The organism is Streptomyces sp. NPDC086554 (genome assembly GCF_040686095.1).
GTDB lineage: Bacteria > Actinomycetota > Actinomycetes > Streptomycetales > Streptomycetaceae > Streptomyces.
The window spans coordinates 14,082-31,122 of record NZ_JBFBJK010000032.1; the positions used below are offsets into that span (position 1 = coordinate 14,082).

Below are 17,041 nucleotides of genomic sequence, written 5' to 3' on the forward strand. Positions count from 1 at the left end.
CGCACACAGCGCCCGGACGCCCGCCTGGGGGCGCCCCGGCACGGTCTGGAAAGATGAGCCTCGTCATGGTGCAGATACCTAATCAGCAGCCCACGCAGCACTCCGTGCCGAACTCCGTGCCGACAAGTGCCGACGTCGCGCGTCTGGCGGGAGTCTCGCGCGCGACCGTCTCGTACGTCCTCAACAACACCAGCGCCGTCCGCATCAGCGAACCCACCCGCCGCCGCGTCCACGCGGCCGCCAAGGAACTGGGGTACGTGCCGCACGCCGCGGCCCGCAGCCTGCGCGCAGGGCACACCCGGGTCGTCCTGATGCCGACGCCACAGATCCCGGCGGGCCCGCTGTTCAGCGAGTTCTTCAACGAACTGCAGTGGGCGCTCAGCCGATTCGACTACACCGTCGTGCAGTACGGCAGCCTCGGTCTGACCGGCGAGGACGCGGCCCGCGCCTGGGCGGAGCTGCGCCCCGTCGCGGTCCTCGCGCCCGACGCGTCGGCGCTCGGGGCGCGCGGCGTGAGCGTCCTGAAGCGGTCGGGCGCCAAGGCCGTCTTCACCCTCGGCCCGCAGCGTGCCGAGGGCGCGCACGCCCTGCTCATGGACCAGCGCCTGGTGGGCCGCTGCGCCGCCACGCACCTCCTGGAGCGCGGAAGGCGGCACATCGGCGTCGTGGTCCCCGAGGAGCGGGGCCTCGAACCCTTCGCACGGCCGCGCGTCGAAGGCATCCGCCGCGCGCTGCACGGCACGGACGCCACGCTCACAGAGCTGCCCCTCGCCTACACGGAGGAGGCGGCGGCCCGGCTCGCGGCGGGCTGGCGCGAGCTGGGGATCGACGGCGTGTTCACGTACAACGACGAGTACGCGATGCTGCTGATGCGGGCGCTCCAGGACGAGGGGGTCGCCGTGCCCGACGAGACGGCGCTCATCGGCTCCGACGACCTGATGCTCGGCAGGCTCCTGCGGCCCCGGCTCAGCACGGTCCGCATTGAGCTTCCGTCAGGCCAGAAACTCGCGGAGCTTGTCGACCGGGTCGTGCGTGACCCGGGCATGGAACCCGAGGTGCACGACGTGCTCGGCGCGACGGCTGTGCACCGCGAGTCCAGCTGACCCTTTCGCTTGCGGCCGTTCCTTACTGGTCGGCTTGCGGGTCGTTCCTCACTGGTCCTGCGCCTCGGCCTTCGCCTGCTCCTCGGCGACGGACTTGCGGACCTCGTCCATGTCCAGCTTCCTGGCCTGACCGATGACGTCCTCGAGGGCCGCCTCGGGGAGCGCGCCGGGCTGCGCGAACACGGCCACCTGGTCACGGACGATCATCAGCGTAGGAATCGACTGGATGCCGAAGGCCTGCGCGAGCTCGGGCTGCGCCTCCGTGTCGACCTTCCCGAAGACCAGGTCGGGGTTGGCCTCGGCGGCCTTCTCGTAGACGGGCGCGAACGACCGGCACGGACCGCACCAGGACGCCCAGAAGTCGATCAGGACAAACTCGTTGTCTGTGACCATCTGGTCGAAGTTTTCCTTGGTGAGCTCCACAGTCGTGCTGCTCATGGTTAGTTCCCTCTTCCTGGTATCGGGTGAAGCCGCCTTGCACAACGGCCCCGGTTGTAGACGTATTCCATCCGCGCACCGGTGCCGTTCCGCGCGCGTACCCATGTGGCCACGTCGCACACCTGGCACCACACTGGCTTCCATGACGGAATCGAAGGCGTACGACGTAGTGGTCCTGGGCGCTGGTCCCGTGGGGGAGAACGTCGCGGACCGGGCCCGTGCCGCGGGTCTGAGCGTGGCGTTGGTGGAGAGCGAACTCGTCGGGGGCGAATGCTCGTACTGGGCCTGCATGCCGAGCAAGGCGCTGCTGCGGCCCGTGATCGCCCGCTCGGACGCGCGCAAGGTACCGGGGCTGCGCCAATCGGTGCAGGGCCCGTTGGACGCGGCGGCGGTCCTCGCGCACCGGGACGACTACGCATCGCACTGGAAGGACGACGGCCAGGTCGGCTGGCTGGACAGCATCGGAGTGGACCTCTACCGCGGCCACGGCCGCATCTCCGGCACCCGCCAGGTGACCGTCACGGACCCCGACGGGCCCCACGAGACGCTCACCGCGCGCCACGCCGTCGCGATCTGCGCCGGCACCCGCGCCGCCCTGCCCGACCTGCCGGGACTGGTCGAGGTGAAGCCGTGGACGAGCCGCGAGGCCACCAGCGCCGACCATGTGCCCGGCCGGCTCGCGGTGGTCGGCGGAGGCGTCGTCGCCGTCGAGATGGCCACGGCCTGGCAGGCGCTCGGCGCGCAGGTCACGATGCTCGTACGGGGTGAAGGGCTGCTGCCGCGCATGGAGCCGTTCGCCGGGGAACTGGTAACCAAGGCGCTGACGGAGGCGGGCGCGCAGATCCGCACGGGCGTCTCCGTCACGGCGGTGCGGCGCGAGAACGGCACGGTCGCGGCGACCCTCTCCGACGGGGACACCGTCGAGGCCGAGGAGATCCTCTTCGCCACGGGCCGCGCCCCGCGCACCGACGACCTGGGCCTGGAGACGATCGGCCTCGAACCGGGCTCGTGGCTGCCGGTCGACGAGAGTCTGCGCGTGCAGGGCAGCGACTGGCTCTACTCGGTGGGCGACGCCAACCACCGTGCGCTCCTCACCCACCAGGGCAAGTACCAGGCCCGCATCGCGGGCGCCGCGATCACCGCCCGCGCGCAGGGCGTCCCCCTCCTGGAGACCGACCGCTGGGGCGCCCACTCGGCGACCGCCGACCACGCGGCCGTCCCGCAGGTGGTCTTCACCGACCCCGAGGCGGCGTCGGCGGGCCTCACCCTCGCGGAGGCGGAGTCCGCGGGCCACCGCGTGCGCGCCGTCGACTACGACATCGCGGGGGTGGCGGGCGCGGGCCTCTACGCGGACGGCTACGAGGGCCGCGCCCGCATGATCGTCGACCTGGACCGCGAGATCCTGCTCGGCGTCACGTTCGTGGGCCCCGGCGTCGGCGAGCTCATCCATTCGGCGACGGTCGCGATCGCGGGCGAGGTCCCGATCGACCGCCTGTGGCATGCGGTTCCGGCGTATCCGACGGTGTCCGAGGTGTGGCTGCGGCTGCTGGAGACGTATCGCGGGTGACGGGCGCCGTGATGCCACGGTGTGTGTGACGCGCCGAGGCCCTCGCTCCCGCGTGCTGCGGGGGCGAGGGCCTCGATACGGTCAGCTAGGTCAGCTAGGTCAGCTGGGTCAACTAGCTCAGCCCTTGCGGGTCTTGACCTCTTCGGTGAGGGCGGGGACGACGTCGAAGAGGTCGCCGACGACGCCGTAGTCGACGAGGTCGAAGATCGGGGCCTCGGCGTCCTTGTTGATCGCCACGATCGTCTTCGAGGTCTGCATGCCCGCGCGGTGCTGGATCGCGCCGGAGATGCCGGAGGCGATGTACAGCTGCGGCGAGACGCTCTTGCCGGTCTGGCCGACCTGGTTGGAGTGCGGGTACCAGCCCGCGTCCACCGCGGCCCGCGAGGCACCCACGGCCGCACCCAGCGAGTCCGCAAGCGCCTCGATGATCGCGAAGTTCTCGGCGCCGTTGACGCCACGGCCGCCGGAGACCACGATCGCGGCCTCGGTCAGCTCCGGACGCCCGGTCGACTCCCGCGGCGTGCGCGCGACGACCTTGGTGCCGGTGGCCTGCGCGGAGAAGGACACGGTGAGCGCCTCGACGGCGCCCGCAGCCGGGGCGGGCTCGACGGCGGCGCTGTTGGGCTTGACGGTGATGACCGGGGTGCCGGTGGTGACACGGGACTTGGTGGTGTAGGAGGCGGCGAACGCGGCCTGCGTGGCCACCGGCCCCTGATCGCCCGCCTCCAGGTCCACGGCGTCGGTGATGATGCCGGACTTGATCCGCACCGCAAGACGCGCGGCGATCTCCTTGCCCTCCGCCGAGGAGGGCACCAGCACCGCGGCCGGGGAGAGCGCCTGGTAGGCGGCCTGCAGCGCATCGACCTTCGGCACGACCAGGTAGTCGGCGAACTCCGGGGCGTCGGCGGTCAGCACCCTGATGGCGCCGTGCTCGGCAAGCACCGCGGCGGTCTCGGCGGCACCGGTGCCCAGCGCGAGGGCGACCGGCTCGCCGATCCGGCGGGCCAGCGTCAAAAGCTCCAGGGTGGGCTTGCGGACGGCACCGTCCACGTGGTCGACATAGACGAGAACTTCAGCCATGGGACTTCAATCTCCTGCGATTACAAGGGAAGTAGGGCGGATGGAGGGATTCGACGAGCCCTTTAGATGAACTTCTGGCCCGCGAGGAACTCGGCCAGCTGCTTGCCGCCCTCGCCCTCGTCCTTGACGATCGTGCCCGCCGTGCGCGCCGGACGCTCGGTCGCCGCATCGACCGTGGTGAACGCGCCCTCCAGACCCACCTGCCCGGCCTCCAGGTCCAGGTCCGACAGATCCCAGGACTCGACCGGCTTCTTCTTGGCCGCCATGATGCCCTTGAAGGAGGGGTAGCGCGCCTCGCCCGACTGGTCGGTCACCGACACCACCGCCGGCAACGCCGCCTCCAACTGCTCCGAGGCACTGTCGCCGTCCCGGCGGCCGGTCACCACACCGTCCTGAACGGAGACCTCGGACAGCAGGGTGACCTGCGGGACACCCAGACGCTCGGCCAGCAGCGCCGGCACCACACCCGCCGTGCCGTCCGTGGAGGCCATCCCGGAGACGACCAGGTCGTAGCCCGCCTTCTCGATCGCCTTGGCCAACACCAGCGACGTACCGATGATGTCGCTGCCGTGCAGGTCCTCGTCCTCCACGTGGATCGCCTTGTCCGCACCCATCGACAACGCCTTGCGCAGCGCGTCCTTGGCATCCTCCGGACCCACCGTCAGCACGGTGATCTCCGCGTCGTCCGCCTCGTCCGCGATCTGCAGCGCCTGCTCCACCGCGTACTCATCGAGCTCCGACAGCAGACCATCGACATCGTCCCGGTCCACGGTCAAGTCATCGGCGAAGTGCCGGTCGCCAGTGGCGTCGGGCACGTACTTCACGGTGACAACGATCCTCAAGCTCACGCCGGCTCTCCTACCTCAGTGCGGTCCGTGATGCGAGCCTATGGCACTCAGTACCCTCTGTAAAGGTACGTAGTGCCAAAAGGTGCTCTCCGGTGCTAGGTTTCCCGGCATGACTGAGGTGCGCGGACCAGCCAAGAAGGCCCCCATGCGACAGGTGCTCGCCGAGGCGGCCTTCGAGCTCTTTCTGGAGCGGGGCTTCGAGCGGACCACGGTCGACGACATCGTCGCCCGGGCCGGTGTCGGACGCCGGTCGTTCTTCCGGTACTTCCCGTCGAAGGAGGACGTGGTCTTCCCCGACCACGAGCGCTGCCTGGCCGACATGAGCGCGTTCCTCGAAGAGCATGACGACGGCGACGATCCCGTGGGCGCGGTGTGCGACGCGGCCCGTCTCGTGCTGCGCATGTACGCCGCGAACCCCGAGTTCTCCGTGCAGCGTTACCGCCTCACGCGGGAGGTGCCCGGCCTGCGTACGTACGAACTCTCCGTGGTGCGCCGCTACGAGCGCAAGCTCGCCGGATATCTGGAACGGCGCTGCGCCGAGACCCCCGACGGCGCGTTGCGCGCCGAGGTGATCGCGGCCTCCGTGGTCGCCGCGCACAACAACGGTCTGCGCTCCTGGCTGCGTTCGGGGGGCGACGGCGACGCCGAGGCCTCGGTGGACCACGCGCTCGGACTCGTACGGGAGATGTGGGGGAACGTGCAGGCAGGGCGGTCCGCCGGTGCCGCCTCCGAGGACGAGGTGATCGTGATGGTGGCTCCGAAGGGCGCCCCGATGTGGCGGGTCGTGCAGCGCATCGAGTCCGCTTTCGGGGAGGGCCGAGCGGGCGCCGAAGAGGCGTGAGCGCGCTCTCTTCGACACTCAGTACCTTTACGGTGCGGCACTCAGTGCCATATGGTGCGCGTGTCGCCGTGACGATGCGGCGCATCCGGGCCGACCGCAGGGGGTCGAAACGTGTCCATAGCAGGAACCGAGTTGCACCAGACGGGACTTGACGAGAGTCCCGATCAGCGCGAGTCAACCGGCCTGATCTATCAGCGCTGCCGCTGGTGCCAGACCGCCTCCTTCCGGAAGCTGCTGTGCCCGGTGTGCGCGTCGAGCGACCTGGAGCCGGAACGCAGCGAGGGCTACGGCGTTGTCGTTCGCTCCAACGTCGTGAACCGCTATACGGGCGTGGCGCGCAACGAGTCCCTGGTCCGCTTCCCCGAAGGCTTCGTGTTCCGCTGCCGCGTCGTGGGCGCCGCCCCGAACCTGGTGTGGGTCGGGGCCCGGGTCCGCCCGGTGACGGGCACGGACCCCGAGGCGGGCGAAGTCGTCTTCGAACTGTGCGACGCGAGTGGGCGCGCGGACTGGTTCTGACTCCGGCCAGTTCTGACTCCGCCGGGGCAACGGCCGCGGGGCTCGCACCGTTAGGGTTTCGCTGATCCTCTGGCGCATGTCCGCACCCTCTCCGGGCTGCCCCCACCCGCCCACTGGAGTCCCCATGAGTACGTCCGCCGCCACCGCTCCGGTGTTCGTCGGCCCGGAGCAGACCGCCGCCGCCGGACAGGGGCAGATCACCGTCGCGTGGTCGCTGGGCGGGCTCGCACGGGACCTGGACGCCAATGTCATCCGGCTCGCGCCCGGCGCGGGCATCGGCGAGCACACGGAGGCCACGCTCGGCGTCCTCGTGACCGTGCTGCACGGCGCCGGTGAACTCCGTACCCCGGACGGGTCGTGGCCGCTCACGCCCGGTGCCCTGGTGTGGCTTCCGGCCGGCACGACCCGCTCCGTGCAGGCGGCGGACGCGGGCCTCGTCTACACCACCGCCCACCGGCGGCGCCCGCCCCTCGGCATCAGCCCGGCCCCGGGCCCCGACGCCGGAGAGCCGGCCTGCCTCCTCGACCGCATCTGCCCCGCGTGCGGCCGCCTCGCCGCGGAGCGCGACGCCCGCTACTGCGCACGCTGCGGGACGGCGCTGGGCGACTAAGCGCTCCGCGGGAAGTGCCGCGAGGATGCCGTCGCTCGTCTGCGGCTGTGTCGTGGCCGGCCGCTCCCCCAAGTTCTCGGCTTCGCTCGAACAGGGGGGACCCCCTTCGCGGCGGAGCCGCACATGTCACAGCCCCGCGCCCCTTCGGGGCGCACCCGAACCGCACCGGACTTCGCCAAAGCCGCTTAGCGGCTCAGCAGCCCCCGTCGACGCCGGTCACCGAGCTGCTCAACTTCCCGCCTCGCGCCAGGCCGAATCCCGCAGCAGGCGCAGCCCGTTGAGGCCCACGATCACCGTGGAGCCCTCGTGGCCGAGTACGCCGAGCGGCAGCGGCAGGGTGCCGATGAGGTCCCAGGCGACCAGGGCGGTGATGAACGCGCCGGCGATCACCAGGTTCTGTACGACGAGGCCTCGGGCGCGGCGGGACAGGGCGATCACCTTGGGCACGGTGGTGAGTTCGTCGCGCACGATGACGGCGTCGGCGGTCTCCAGGGCGAGGTCGGATCCGGCCCGGCCCATGGCGATGCCCGTGTGGGCCGCGGCGAGTGCGGGTGCGTCATTGACGCCGTCGCCGATGACCAGGACCTTGCGTCCGGCGCCCTCCGCCGCACGGACCGCCGCGACCTTGTCCTGGGGGAGCAGCCCGGCGCGTACGTCCCCGATGCCGACCTCTGTCGCGAGGCGGGCCGCGGCCTGGGAGTTGTCGCCGGTGAGCAGCATCGGCGGCGTACCTGCCAGGGTCTTCAGGGCGGTGACGGTCGCGGCGGCGTCCGGGCGGAGCCGGTCGGCGATGCCGAGGACGCCCGCGGGGGTCCCGTCGCGCAGCACCAGGACCGCGGTCTGGCCCTCGTCGCCCAACTGCCGTGCCCATGCGCCCGCCTTGTCGTGCGCGCCGTCCGTGGGGGCGGCGCCGAGCAGCCGCGCCGGAGCGCCGACCTCGACGGCCGAGCCCTCGACCGTGGCGCTCACGCCGATGCCGGGCACCGAGGCGAAGCCCGTCACCGCAGGGATGTCCAGGCCGCGCGTGCGGGCGGCGTCGACGACGGCGCGGGCCAGCGGATGTTCGCTGCGGTGCTCGGCGGCGGCCGCGAGCGAGAGCAGGGCCTCGTCGGTCAGGCCGCTGCCCGGCAGCGGGCACAGGGCGGTCACCCGGGGAGTGCCCTCCGTCAGGGTGCCCGTCTTGTCGATGGCGACCACGTCGACCTCACCGAGGCGCTCCATCACGACGGCCGACTTGACCAGGACGCCGTGCCGCCCCGCGTTGGCGATCGCCGAGAGCAGCGGCGGCATGGTGGCGAGCACCACCGCGCACGGCGAGGCCACGATCATGAACGTCATGGCCCGCAGCAGCGCCCCTGTCAGGTCGTCTCCGAATGCCAGCGGCACCGCGAACACGGCGAGCGTGGCGAGCACCATGCCGAGGGAGTAGCGCTGCTCGACCTTCTCGATGAACAGCTGCGTCGGCGCCTTCGTCTCCGATGCCTCCTCGACCATCGCCACGATCCGCGCGATCACCGAGTCCGACGCGTCGCGCCCCACCCTGACCCGCAGCGCACCGGCCCCGTTCAGCGTGCCCGCGAACACCTCGTCACCGGCCTCCTTGGTGACCGGCAGCGGCTCCCCGGTGATCGTCGCCTGGTCGACGTCGCTGACGCCTTCGAGGACCTCGCCGTCCGCGCCGACCCGCTCACCGGGGCGTACGAGAATGACGTCGCCGACCTTCAACTCGGCGCTGCCGACGGTCTCTTCGCCGCCCCCGCCGGTCAGCCGCGTCGCAGTGGCGGGCGCGAGGTCGAGCAGGCTGCGGACCGAGTCGGCGGTGCGGGCGGTGGCCAGGGCCTCCAGCGCGCCCGACGTGGCGAAGATGACGATCAGGAGCGCGCCGTCCATCACCTGCCCGATCGAGGCCGCGCCGACCGCCGCGACGATCATCAGCAGATCCACGTCCAGGGTCTTCTCGCGCAGCGCCCGCAGCCCTTCGAGCGCGGGCTCCCAGCCCCCGGTGACGTACGCGACCACGTACAGCCCACCCCAGAGCCACGCGGCGGCCCCCGTCAGCTGGAGCGGCAGCGCGATCAGGAACGCGACCGTGGCCGCCGCGGCCCAGCGGGCCTCGGCGAGCGCGAGGACCCGGGTGCGCCGGCGCGGAGCCGCTGCCGCACCGGCGGAAGGCGCCTGGTCGGAGCGTGGAATGAGGGTGGTGGGCATGACGAAGTGACCCTTCGCGGGCTGGGGAACGGCGACCCCATCACCGTACAGGAATGAATGAACAGCTTTTCATGTGTCATCGATAGGATGACGTCATGGGCCACGGAGTCGACGACAAGAGCACCGCCACCACACGAGATCGCCTGGACACCGTGGGGGCCGCCGACGTCGCCGCCACCCTCCAGGCCCTGGCGACGCCCTCCCGCCTTCGGATCCTCGCCCGACTGCAGGAAGGCCCCTGCGCGGCCGGCGACCTGGCCGATGCCGTCGGCATGGAACAGTCCGCCTGCTCGCACCAGTTGCGCCTGCTCCGCAACCTCGGCCTGATCACCGGGGAACGGCAGGGCCGCTCGGTCATCTACGCCCTCTACGACCACCACGTCGCCGAACTCCTCGACCAGGCGCTCTTCCACGTCGAGCACCTGCGCCTCGGTCTGCGGGACACCCCGCCGGGCGGCTAGCCTGAGGTGATCTTTACTGGTGACTACTGGGACCGGCGCAAGTGAGGAAGTACGGCGTGTGGCCCGTGGTGGCGGTCGTGTCCGCCGGCGGTGCGATCGGCGCGTCGGCCCGCTATGGCGCGTCCCTGATCTGGCCGGCCGCCCCTGACGCGTTCCCCTGGACCACACTCCTCGTGAACGTCGTCGGATGCGCCGTCATGGGCGTCTTCATGGTGATACTCACCGAGATGCGAACCACCCACCGCCTGCTGAGGCCCTTCTTCGGCACCGGCGTCCTCGGCGGCTTCACCACCTTTTCCACCTACGCTGTGGACATCGAGCGTCTGGTGAACGACGGCCACGCCCGCACGGGCCTGGCCTATCTCGGACTGACACTGCTCGCGGCCCTCGGAGCGGTGTGGAGCGCGGCGTCGGCGACACGCCGCCTGGTTGCGTGGAGGCGACCATGACCAGACTGACGGGCCGGGCACTGCGGGTGACGGTCTTCATCGGCGAGACCGACCTCTGGCACCACAAACCGGTCTACTCGGAGATCGTCCACCGCGCCCGCAAGGCGGGCCTCGCGGGAGCCAGCGTCTTCCGCGGGATCGAGGGATTCGGCGCCTCCTCGCTCATCCACACACAGCGCCTCCTCTCGCTGAGCGAGGACCTGCCGGTCGCGGTGGTGATCGTCGACGACGAGGACAAGCTCCGCGCCTTCCTCCCCCAGCTCGACGAACTGGTCACCGAAGGGCTTGTGATCCTCGACGACTGCGAGGTCATACGGTACGTCGGCCGGGGCGGGGCCGACCGGTGAACTGGCTCTGCGTGGTGGCAGGGGCGATGATCGGCGCCCCGCTGCGGTTCCTCACCGACCGTGCCGTGCAGGCCAGACACGACACGGTCTTCCCGTGGGGGACGTTCGCGGTGAACGTCCTGGGCAGCCTGGTCCTCGGCGTGCTCACCGGAGCCGTCGTCGCGGGCGCCGCCTCCTCGCAGCTCCAGCTGTTCCTCGGCACCGGCCTGTGCGGCGCCCTGACGACGTACTCGACCTTCTCGTACGAGACGCTGCGCCTCGCCGGGGACGGCGCGCGCTTCTACGCCGCGGCCAACGTGGTGGCGAGTGTGGTCGCGGGGCTCGGCGCGGTCTTCGTGGGCGTGGCGTTCGCGGAGGCGGTGTGGGCGTGACGCCCGCTCAGCCCGTCGAAGCGGCGGCCGCCTTCAGCGCGGACGACACCTCCGCCGCCCACCGCCAGGGCTCCGCGCCGCCGCCCGGCTGGGAGTTGAAGTACTCCCAGCCGGCGACGCCGCCGAAGCCCGCGTGCTTCGAACGCAGCGCGCCGCGCCGGGCGTGTCGTCGTTCAAGTGCACCGGCGCGTAAGGGCCGTTGACGTCGTTCAGATGCACGGCGGCGACCAGGACGTCGGTCACGCCCGTGCCGTGTTCGGTGAGGGGGAGTGGCGAGAGGTACGAGCCGCCGGCGTACTGCGTCTGGTAATAGACGACCATGCGTCCGGCAGCCGCCTTCTTCCTGCCCGCCTTCTTCTCGCCCGCGGCCATCGCCGAACCACCCGATGCGACGGTCGCCGCCAGGGCGGCGAACAGGACGCTGCGCCTCTGGCGAGGGCCGGGGCACACGGCCGGGGCGCCGTTGGCCAAAGCCAACGGTGCCCCGGAGCCGCGTCAGACTTCCGCGAAGTCCCCCGAGAGCGCAGCCGCCATCCGCAGGTGCGGGGCGGCGTCCGCGTCCCTGCCCTGTCGCTCGAGGGTGCGGCCGAGGAGCAGCCGGGCGTACTGCTCGACCGGGTCGAGGTCGATGACCGTACGCAGCTCGGCCTCCGCGCGCAGCAGCTGCGCCGAGTGGTAGTAGGCACGGGCGAGCAGCAGCCGCGGGGCGACCTGCTCGGGCACCTCGTCGGCCAGGTCGGCCAGGATGCGTGCCGCCGTGGCGTACTCCTTGGCGTCGAAGAACTGCCCCGCGCGCTCCCAGCGCTCGGCCGCGGTTCCGTGGCCGTAATAGGTCATCTCCACTGTTGCCTCCTTCTGGGGCGCACAACTCATCCGCGTGGCCAAAAATTCCACCGGGTGAACGGCAGCGTCGCGTGCCTGACGTCCGGTGCCCCGCGGGTCTAGGTTGTGCGACATGAGCAATCTTGATCGCGAGGCGGTTCCGGCCCTGTGCGGCGGGCGCGGGTTCGTCGTCGCCGAACCGGTGCGGGAACTCCTCAGCCCCAAGAAGGTCAAGCTCGGCGAGTCCACCGAGGTCCGCCGCCTGCTGCCCAACCTGGGCCGCCGCATGGTCGGCGCCTGGTGCTTCGTCGACCACTACGGCCCGGACGACATCGCCGACGAGCCCGGCATGCAGGTGGGCCCCCACCCGCACATGGGCCTGCAAACGGTCAGCTGGCTGCACGACGGCGAGGTCCTGCACCGTGACTCCACCGGCGGCCTCCAGACGATCCGCCCGCGCGAGCTCGGCCTGATGACCTCGGGCCGGGCCATCTCGCACTCCGAGGAGAGCCCCCGGTCGCACGCCCGCTTCCTGCATGGCGCCCAGCTGTGGGTGGCGCTGCCGGACGCCCACCGCCACACCGACCCGAGCTTCGAGCACCACGCAGAGCTGCCGGTCGTCACGGCTCCCGGCATCTCCGCGACCCTCATCCTCGGCGCGCTCGACGGCGCGGCATCGCCGGGCACGACGTACACCCCGATCGTCGGCGCAGACCTCGCCCTGACCGGCGGTGCCGACGTACGCCTGCCCCTGAACCCCGACTTCGAGTACGCCGTCCTCGCCATGTCGGGCGAGGCCCGCGTGGACGGCGTCCCCGTGCTCCCGGGATCGATGCTCTACCTCGGCTGCGGCCGCACCGAACTGCCGCTGTACGCCGGGTCGGACGCGGGCCTGATGCTGCTCGGGGGTGAGCCGTTCGAGGAGGAGCTCATCATGTGGTGGAACTTCGTCGGGCGGTCGAACGAGGATATCGCTCAAGCGCGTTCGGACTGGATGGAGAGCTCGCGCTTCGGTGAGGTGAAGGGCTATGACGGTGACCGGATCCCAGCGCCGGACTTGCCGCCTGTGCCGTTGAAGGCGCGGGGGCGGGTGCGCTGACCATCAGGGTCGGCAACCTCCTCCAGTGGCGGGGCGAAAGAAGCGTGGATAGAACGGGAGACACGCACACACGCGGGACAAGTACGTACCGCTGAAATGGAGAAGACAATGGCCGCTGAGTCATTCTCTGCCGCGGGGGATACTTCTGGGACCGGCGAACCTCTGGTTACGTCGGTTCACTGGGGCACCGCGCAGCTCCACGCCCTGCCCCACGCCCTGCCCCACGACCCGCACGCCCCGCCACCGCAGGCAGTCGACGACGACGTGGAAGACTTCCCTTGGGAGCGGACCGTGCGCAACGCCGTCGCCGGACCCTCGGAACAGACGGCGCACGACGCCGACGACGGGTCCCCGGAACAGACGGCGTCCGAACTGGACGACGATGCGGTGGAAGAGCTCATACGCGTCGCCGTGGTGTCCAGGCCCCTGGACGATGTCGTCGACCTCGTCACTCTCTTGGAGCAGTCACCTGACGGCGAGTCGACCGCCGCCTCGGTGCTCCGCCTGGCCGCCGTGGCCCGCTCCGTCGACGACGTCACCCGGCTGGTGGAACTGATGGGCCCGCCGGAACACGCCGCCGATCACATGGACGAGGCAATTCGGCACGCCATCGAGGAACGGCCCATACCAGAGGTGAGCCGTCTCGTTCACCTGCTCTCCCGGCCCCCGCACGATCCGCACAGCGGCGCCGAGGCGGTGCATGCCGCCGGTACGACCAGATCTGTCGAGGATCTGATGAAGCTGATAGGCAGCCTGGGAGATCGCAAGGGCACCGACAACATCGAGGCCGACCCCCCGGCCGTGCCGGTCGCGCCGCCGGCCGAGGCCGTCAGCCCCGCACCTGTCCCGGCTGCCGCGGCCATGCACACACGAGGCACAACACCCCTGGTGTGGCTGCGTCGTACGGCAGGTGTACTTCTTCTGCTCTGTGCGGCGGCCCATTTCCCGCTGAACTGGTCGGACGCGTCCACCGTCGCTCTCTCCGCCGCGCTCGGCGTCTCCATCATCTGCGCTCTGGCGGGTGCGGCACTGTGCCTGAGCGGGTCACCGGTCGTGGCCGTGGTGAGCACCCTGGTGGCAGGTGCGCTGGTCGTCAGCCACCTCGTGGATGATCAGGTCGGCTCCACAACGCTCGCCTACGTGTTGCGGCCTGACGGGGTGACAGCACCGCTTCCCGCCCTGTCGGCGGTGGTCGCGACGCTGGCCTCCCTTCTGGTCGTGGCGTTCACGGTCGCCGGCCTCCGGGCCCCGGCGAACCGGGAACCCGCCCCGCCTGGCTAGGCGTACATGAGGAGATGCTCGCGCTGATCGACGACATCGCCGATGAGCGCGAGCCGGAAGCTGCGGAAGTGCGGGGCGTTCGACGGGAGTTCGGCGATCCCCGCAGATGGATCCCGCGCCGATCCGGCAGGAGCTGCAGCTTGTCCAGCCGGAGCCCGGGAGCGAACCGCCTGCACCGGGCGTGGACTACGCGCCCCTCAACCGTCGGAGCCGAGCGCCGCGTTGAGTCACGTGCCGATGGCCGGCAGCGCCTCGGGTCCGCTGTTCTGCTCCACCGAGCCGACCAGATCGGCGATGGAGACCGCCTGCAGCGACGCTCGCCAGGCGGCATCGGCCGCCGACATCGCGCGGCCGATGGGGCACGGCTCGGTGCAGTCCTCGGGCCGAGTTCCGAAGCGGCCTCGCTGGCGGATCTCGGCGCACGTGAACGCCGGGCTCGCCCCGTCGATGGCCTGCACCACGTCCAGGACGGTGATCTCGGCGGCGGCCCGCGTCAGCACGTATCCGCCCGTCTTGCCCTGGACGGACTTCACGAGACCCGCGCGGGACAGGACCGGCATCTGCTTGGCCAGATAGCTGGGCGAGACGTCGTGCAGCTGCGCAAGCCGGGCTGCCGGGACCGGCTCGGTCGTGGCGGTCAGCACCACACAGCAGTGCAGCGCCCATTCCACGCCGCCGGACAGTTTCATGCGAGTGGCTGGTGGGTGTGCAGGTCGAGGACGGGGGGCGTTGAGGGGGAGAATGCCCAGGGAGGCGAGGTTAGCCGCCTTCCTCGGAGCAGGCCATGTCGGCGAGGCGTACGACGGCTTCGAGCAGGGCCAGGCCCCAGGGGCCGTAGCGGTGGTTGAGGGCGGCGAAGCGGTCTTCGTCGTCGGCAACAGCCTCCGGCTGCGCCGCTTCAAGGCGGCGTGAGCGACGCCGACTCGCGTACCGAGGGCGGACACGGGCAACAGCCCCTGTCCGCCCTCGCCTTGGGTGGGCGCCGGGTGGTCAGGAGCGTTCCTTGCGTTTCTGATCAGGCCTTCGGTTGTGGTCGGCAGGGCGATCAGGGAGAGGGAACTTGCCCCTGTCCCTGACCGCCCTGGGGTGGGTGGGTGGACTTTTCCGTGTTGCGGTTGTGCGGTGTGCGGGCAGGAATTGCCCGCAGTTGTCCGTCAGTTACAGAAGTTGAGGATGGGGAGGATGCCGACGGCGCACTTCTGCTCGTCCCCGCCGCCGTGGCCGCCCTGGGCAGGTGCGGCCTTTGCGGCGACGGACGTGGCGGGCGTCGCGGCCACGGCGGATGTGGCAGTTGCCACCCCCGCCGCACAAGCGATGCCCACGACGGCACTCACCGCGAATGCCCGGGATATGAGGGACAGGGACTTCCTGGAGTGAGGTGTGGTGTTCATGCATTCACCATGCCCCCCCTCGCGACCAGTTGCTCGCCGAGCGCATCCGAGCGGGTGAGCCACCCCCTCGTAGAGCTCTCGGGGCTGCCGCCGATCCGGCTGTACGCGCCCCGCCTGGAGCGTGATGTGGCAGTTTCCGCGGTATCGCGGACAGTGGGCTATCCGGTCGCATGTGCTGGCGCTGTGGCGTCCTCCGTCGCCCCGGTGAACGGGGACCGCGGGCCCAGTGTGGTCTCACGGCTGCTCGTGGTGCACCGGCCTGGTGACAGCGTCTTGTGGTGGGGCGGTGCAGCCTCAGCGAGCTGCGGTCCGGCTGTGCGACGGGGGAGGCGGTCGGGCAGACGTCAGCTATCGCGCGAGCTGCACCTTGATCGGCACGTTCGGGCAGCGGGTGGCGTTCTCGGCGAGGGCGGCTTCCTCGCTGGGGTCGATCGCGAGCTTCCAGCGGGTCTTGATCGCGACCCCCTGAGTACCCCTGCCTTCAGGCTCCGCGCTGTATGAACAGCACCGGCCCACACGAGGATGCAGCACCCTGACAGACGTTGTCTGCAGTGTCGATCCAGGGTGCCGAACGTGACTCAGTACCGAGCCCAGAGGGTCCGTAACGCCGACGGGAACCTCAGCGACGCGAGAGGCCGCGGGGACGGGTGCGCTGACGACGGTGGTCTCCGCTAGGTGAAGGCTGTGGCGAGTTGCTCGAGGAGGGGCGTCGCGGAGGGGTGGGGGTCGCGACGTGGTGTGATCGCGTAGATCCCGCGGGTCGGGGGATCGGCGAGGGCCACCGCGGTGACGTCGGTCCGCAGCGCGCGTGTCAGTACCCCGGGTATCAGCGCGATGGCGTGGCCGGTTGCCACCAGGGCCAGCTTGCCGAGCAGATCGGCCGCGCTGAGATCGATGCGGGCGCCGACCCCGGCGCGGGCGGCGTGCCGGCGCAGGAGCGCAGCCGAGCCGTCGTTGTCCTCGACCCAGATCTGGTCGGCCAGCGTCTGAATGTCCACCGGGCCCCGCCCGGCCTGCGGATGACCGACGGGCAGGACGACGACCATGTCGTCAAGACCGAGGAACCGTCGTTCGACCCGCGGGTCATGGGGGAGCCCCGGTGGCGCATCGGTGACGACAGCGAGGTCGAGATCGCCGGCGATCACACGGTTGTGCAGCTGTGCGCTCAGACCGGGGAGCAGGCTCCACCGCATGGATCCGCTTCGCTCCAGCAGCCTCCGGATGGCCTCGGGGACGATCCCTGCGGCAAGAGAGGGAGTGGCACCGACGGCCAGCGGCCGATGGGACGCCCCGTCACCAGCCTCTCGTACGGCGCGTACGGCGCGGTCGGCTTCGTTGAGCGTGGCCAGGGCGTGGCTCCGGAAGACCTCGCCGGCAGGCGTCGGACGCACACCGCGCGCATGACGCTCCATCAGAGGCACGCCGAGCTGCCGCTCAAGACCGGCGATCTGTCGGGAGACGGCCGACTGCGTGTGATGGAGCTCGGCGGCCGCCGCCGACAGCGACCCGAGTCGGCACACGGTCACGAAGGTGCGCCACACGGTCAATTCCATGACACCAGCAATTCCATGACACCAGTATGTCCGGCCGGTATGCGAGCACCGCAGAT

Annotated in this window: 22 protein-coding genes; 12 read left to right on the plus strand and 10 right to left on the minus strand. The window is 71.0% G+C overall.

Annotated elements, in window-relative coordinates; translation table 11 throughout:
• Positions 1-65: 65 nt before the first annotated feature.
• Positions 66-1,103, plus strand: a complete 1,038-nt coding sequence (locus AB0O76_RS37300) for a LacI family DNA-binding transcriptional regulator (protein ID WP_365501004.1) — start codon at positions 66-68, stop codon at positions 1,101-1,103.
• Between the two features lie 48 nt (positions 1,104-1,151).
• On the opposite strand, the gene trxA is transcribed toward AB0O76_RS37300, so the two are convergent.
• Positions 1,152-1,541, minus strand: a complete 390-nt coding sequence (trxA, locus tag AB0O76_RS37305) for a thioredoxin (RefSeq protein ID WP_135336227.1) — start codon at positions 1,539-1,541, stop codon at positions 1,152-1,154.
• Positions 1,542-1,683: 142 nt separating this feature from the next.
• On the opposite strand from trxA, the gene AB0O76_RS37310 reads away from it, so the two are divergent.
• Positions 1,684-3,108 (plus strand): NAD(P)/FAD-dependent oxidoreductase, encoded by a 1,425-nt coding sequence (locus AB0O76_RS37310; RefSeq protein ID WP_365501006.1) that lies wholly within the window; start codon positions 1,684-1,686, stop codon positions 3,106-3,108.
• Positions 3,109-3,225: 117 nt separating this feature from the next.
• Here AB0O76_RS37310 and AB0O76_RS37315 read toward each other — a convergent pair whose 3' ends face one another.
• The gene (locus AB0O76_RS37315; RefSeq protein ID WP_365501008.1) at positions 3,226-4,188 is read right to left on the minus strand and encodes an electron transfer flavoprotein subunit alpha/FixB family protein; all 963 of its coding nucleotides are present in this window, start codon (positions 4,186-4,188) and stop codon (positions 3,226-3,228) included.
• A 62-nt stretch (positions 4,189-4,250) separates the two neighbouring features.
• On the minus strand, positions 4,251-5,036 hold the full coding sequence (locus AB0O76_RS37320) for an electron transfer flavoprotein subunit beta/FixA family protein (RefSeq protein ID WP_365501010.1): 786 nt from the start codon (positions 5,034-5,036) through the stop codon (positions 4,251-4,253).
• 109 nt (positions 5,037-5,145) lie between these two features.
• On the opposite strand from AB0O76_RS37320, the gene AB0O76_RS37325 reads away from it, so the two are divergent.
• The 3 genes from AB0O76_RS37325 to AB0O76_RS37335 all read left to right on the plus strand — a co-directional run bounded on the left by AB0O76_RS37325 (position 5,146) and on the right by AB0O76_RS37335 (position 7,003).
• On the plus strand, positions 5,146-5,877 hold the full coding sequence (locus tag AB0O76_RS37325) for a TetR family transcriptional regulator (RefSeq protein ID WP_365501012.1): 732 nt from the start codon (positions 5,146-5,148) through the stop codon (positions 5,875-5,877).
• A 132-nt stretch (positions 5,878-6,009) separates the two neighbouring features.
• Positions 6,010-6,393 (plus strand): zinc ribbon domain-containing protein, encoded by a 384-nt coding sequence (locus AB0O76_RS37330; RefSeq protein WP_365501151.1) that lies wholly within the window; start codon positions 6,010-6,012, stop codon positions 6,391-6,393.
• Between the two features lie 124 nt (positions 6,394-6,517).
• Positions 6,518-7,003 carry a hypothetical protein gene (locus AB0O76_RS37335; protein WP_365501014.1) on the plus strand — a complete coding sequence of 162 codons (486 nt, stop codon included), beginning with the start codon at positions 6,518-6,520 and terminating at the stop codon, positions 7,001-7,003.
• Positions 7,004-7,231: 228 nt separating this feature from the next.
• Here AB0O76_RS37335 and AB0O76_RS37340 read toward each other — a convergent pair whose 3' ends face one another.
• Entirely contained in the window at positions 7,232-9,211 is a 1,980-nt protein-coding gene (locus AB0O76_RS37340; protein WP_365501016.1) for a heavy metal translocating P-type ATPase, read from the minus strand.
• A gap of 95 nt (positions 9,212-9,306) precedes the next feature.
• Between AB0O76_RS37340 and AB0O76_RS37345 the strand changes: the two genes are divergently transcribed.
• From AB0O76_RS37345 to crcB (AB0O76_RS37360), 4 genes are read left to right on the plus strand one after another with little or no spacing between them, the layout of a single operon-like run.
• Positions 9,307-9,672 (plus strand): metalloregulator ArsR/SmtB family transcription factor, encoded by a 366-nt coding sequence (locus AB0O76_RS37345; RefSeq protein WP_365501018.1) that lies wholly within the window; start codon positions 9,307-9,309, stop codon positions 9,670-9,672.
• Positions 9,673-9,698: 26 nt separating this feature from the next.
• On the plus strand, positions 9,699-10,121 hold the full coding sequence (gene crcB / locus AB0O76_RS37350) for a fluoride efflux transporter CrcB (protein ID WP_365501153.1): 423 nt from the start codon (positions 9,699-9,701) through the stop codon (positions 10,119-10,121).
• Positions 10,118-10,468: a DUF190 domain-containing protein gene (locus AB0O76_RS37355; RefSeq protein WP_365501020.1), complete on the plus strand. Its 351-nt coding sequence runs from the start codon at positions 10,118-10,120 to the stop codon at positions 10,466-10,468. Before crcB (AB0O76_RS37350) ends, AB0O76_RS37355 begins: the two co-directional genes overlap by 4 nt.
• Positions 10,465-10,839, plus strand: coding sequence for a fluoride efflux transporter CrcB (crcB, locus tag AB0O76_RS37360; RefSeq protein ID WP_365501022.1), 375 nt, complete (start codon positions 10,465-10,467; stop codon positions 10,837-10,839). Before AB0O76_RS37355 ends, crcB (AB0O76_RS37360) begins: the two co-directional genes overlap by 4 nt.
• Before the next feature lie 33 nt (positions 10,840-10,872).
• Here the strand turns inward: crcB (AB0O76_RS37360) and AB0O76_RS37365 are convergent, their stop codons facing one another.
• Together AB0O76_RS37365 and AB0O76_RS37370 are read right to left on the minus strand one after the other, a co-directional pair.
• Complete coding sequence (locus AB0O76_RS37365) at positions 10,873-11,316, minus strand: hypothetical protein (protein ID WP_365501024.1); 444 nt, start codon at positions 11,314-11,316, stop codon at positions 10,873-10,875.
• An 18-nt stretch (positions 11,317-11,334) separates the two neighbouring features.
• Positions 11,335-11,682, minus strand: a complete 348-nt coding sequence (locus AB0O76_RS37370; protein WP_365501026.1) for a tetratricopeptide repeat protein — start codon at positions 11,680-11,682, stop codon at positions 11,335-11,337.
• A 112-nt stretch (positions 11,683-11,794) separates the two neighbouring features.
• Here AB0O76_RS37370 and AB0O76_RS37375 point away from each other — a divergent pair, with 112 nt between their 5' ends.
• Both AB0O76_RS37375 and AB0O76_RS37380 read left to right on the plus strand, forming a co-directional pair.
• Complete coding sequence (locus tag AB0O76_RS37375; RefSeq protein WP_365501028.1) at positions 11,795-12,760, plus strand: pirin family protein; 966 nt, start codon at positions 11,795-11,797, stop codon at positions 12,758-12,760.
• Between the two features lie 108 nt (positions 12,761-12,868).
• Positions 12,869-14,041 carry a hypothetical protein gene (locus AB0O76_RS37380; RefSeq protein WP_365501030.1) on the plus strand — a complete coding sequence of 391 codons (1,173 nt, stop codon included), beginning with the start codon at positions 12,869-12,871 and terminating at the stop codon, positions 14,039-14,041.
• A gap of 227 nt (positions 14,042-14,268) precedes the next feature.
• Here AB0O76_RS37380 and AB0O76_RS37385 read toward each other — a convergent pair whose 3' ends face one another.
• Positions 14,269-14,730: an Rrf2 family transcriptional regulator gene (locus AB0O76_RS37385; protein WP_365501032.1), complete on the minus strand. Its 462-nt coding sequence runs from the start codon at positions 14,728-14,730 to the stop codon at positions 14,269-14,271.
• Between the two features lie 52 nt (positions 14,731-14,782).
• Between AB0O76_RS37385 and AB0O76_RS37390 the strand changes: the two genes are divergently transcribed.
• Complete coding sequence (locus tag AB0O76_RS37390) at positions 14,783-14,953, plus strand: hypothetical protein (RefSeq protein ID WP_365501034.1); 171 nt, start codon at positions 14,783-14,785, stop codon at positions 14,951-14,953.
• Between the two features lie 242 nt (positions 14,954-15,195).
• Here AB0O76_RS37390 and AB0O76_RS37395 read toward each other — a convergent pair whose 3' ends face one another.
• From AB0O76_RS37395 to AB0O76_RS37405, 3 genes are all read right to left on the minus strand, one after another.
• Entirely contained in the window at positions 15,196-15,432 is a 237-nt protein-coding gene (locus AB0O76_RS37395) for a hypothetical protein (protein ID WP_365501036.1), read from the minus strand.
• Between the two features lie 348 nt (positions 15,433-15,780).
• Positions 15,781-15,963 carry a hypothetical protein gene (locus AB0O76_RS37400; protein WP_365501038.1) on the minus strand — a complete coding sequence of 61 codons (183 nt, stop codon included), beginning with the start codon at positions 15,961-15,963 and terminating at the stop codon, positions 15,781-15,783.
• Positions 15,964-16,103: 140 nt separating this feature from the next.
• Positions 16,104-16,985, minus strand: coding sequence for a LysR family transcriptional regulator (locus AB0O76_RS37405; protein ID WP_365501040.1), 882 nt, complete (start codon positions 16,983-16,985; stop codon positions 16,104-16,106).
• Between the last annotated feature and the right edge of the window lie 56 nt (positions 16,986-17,041).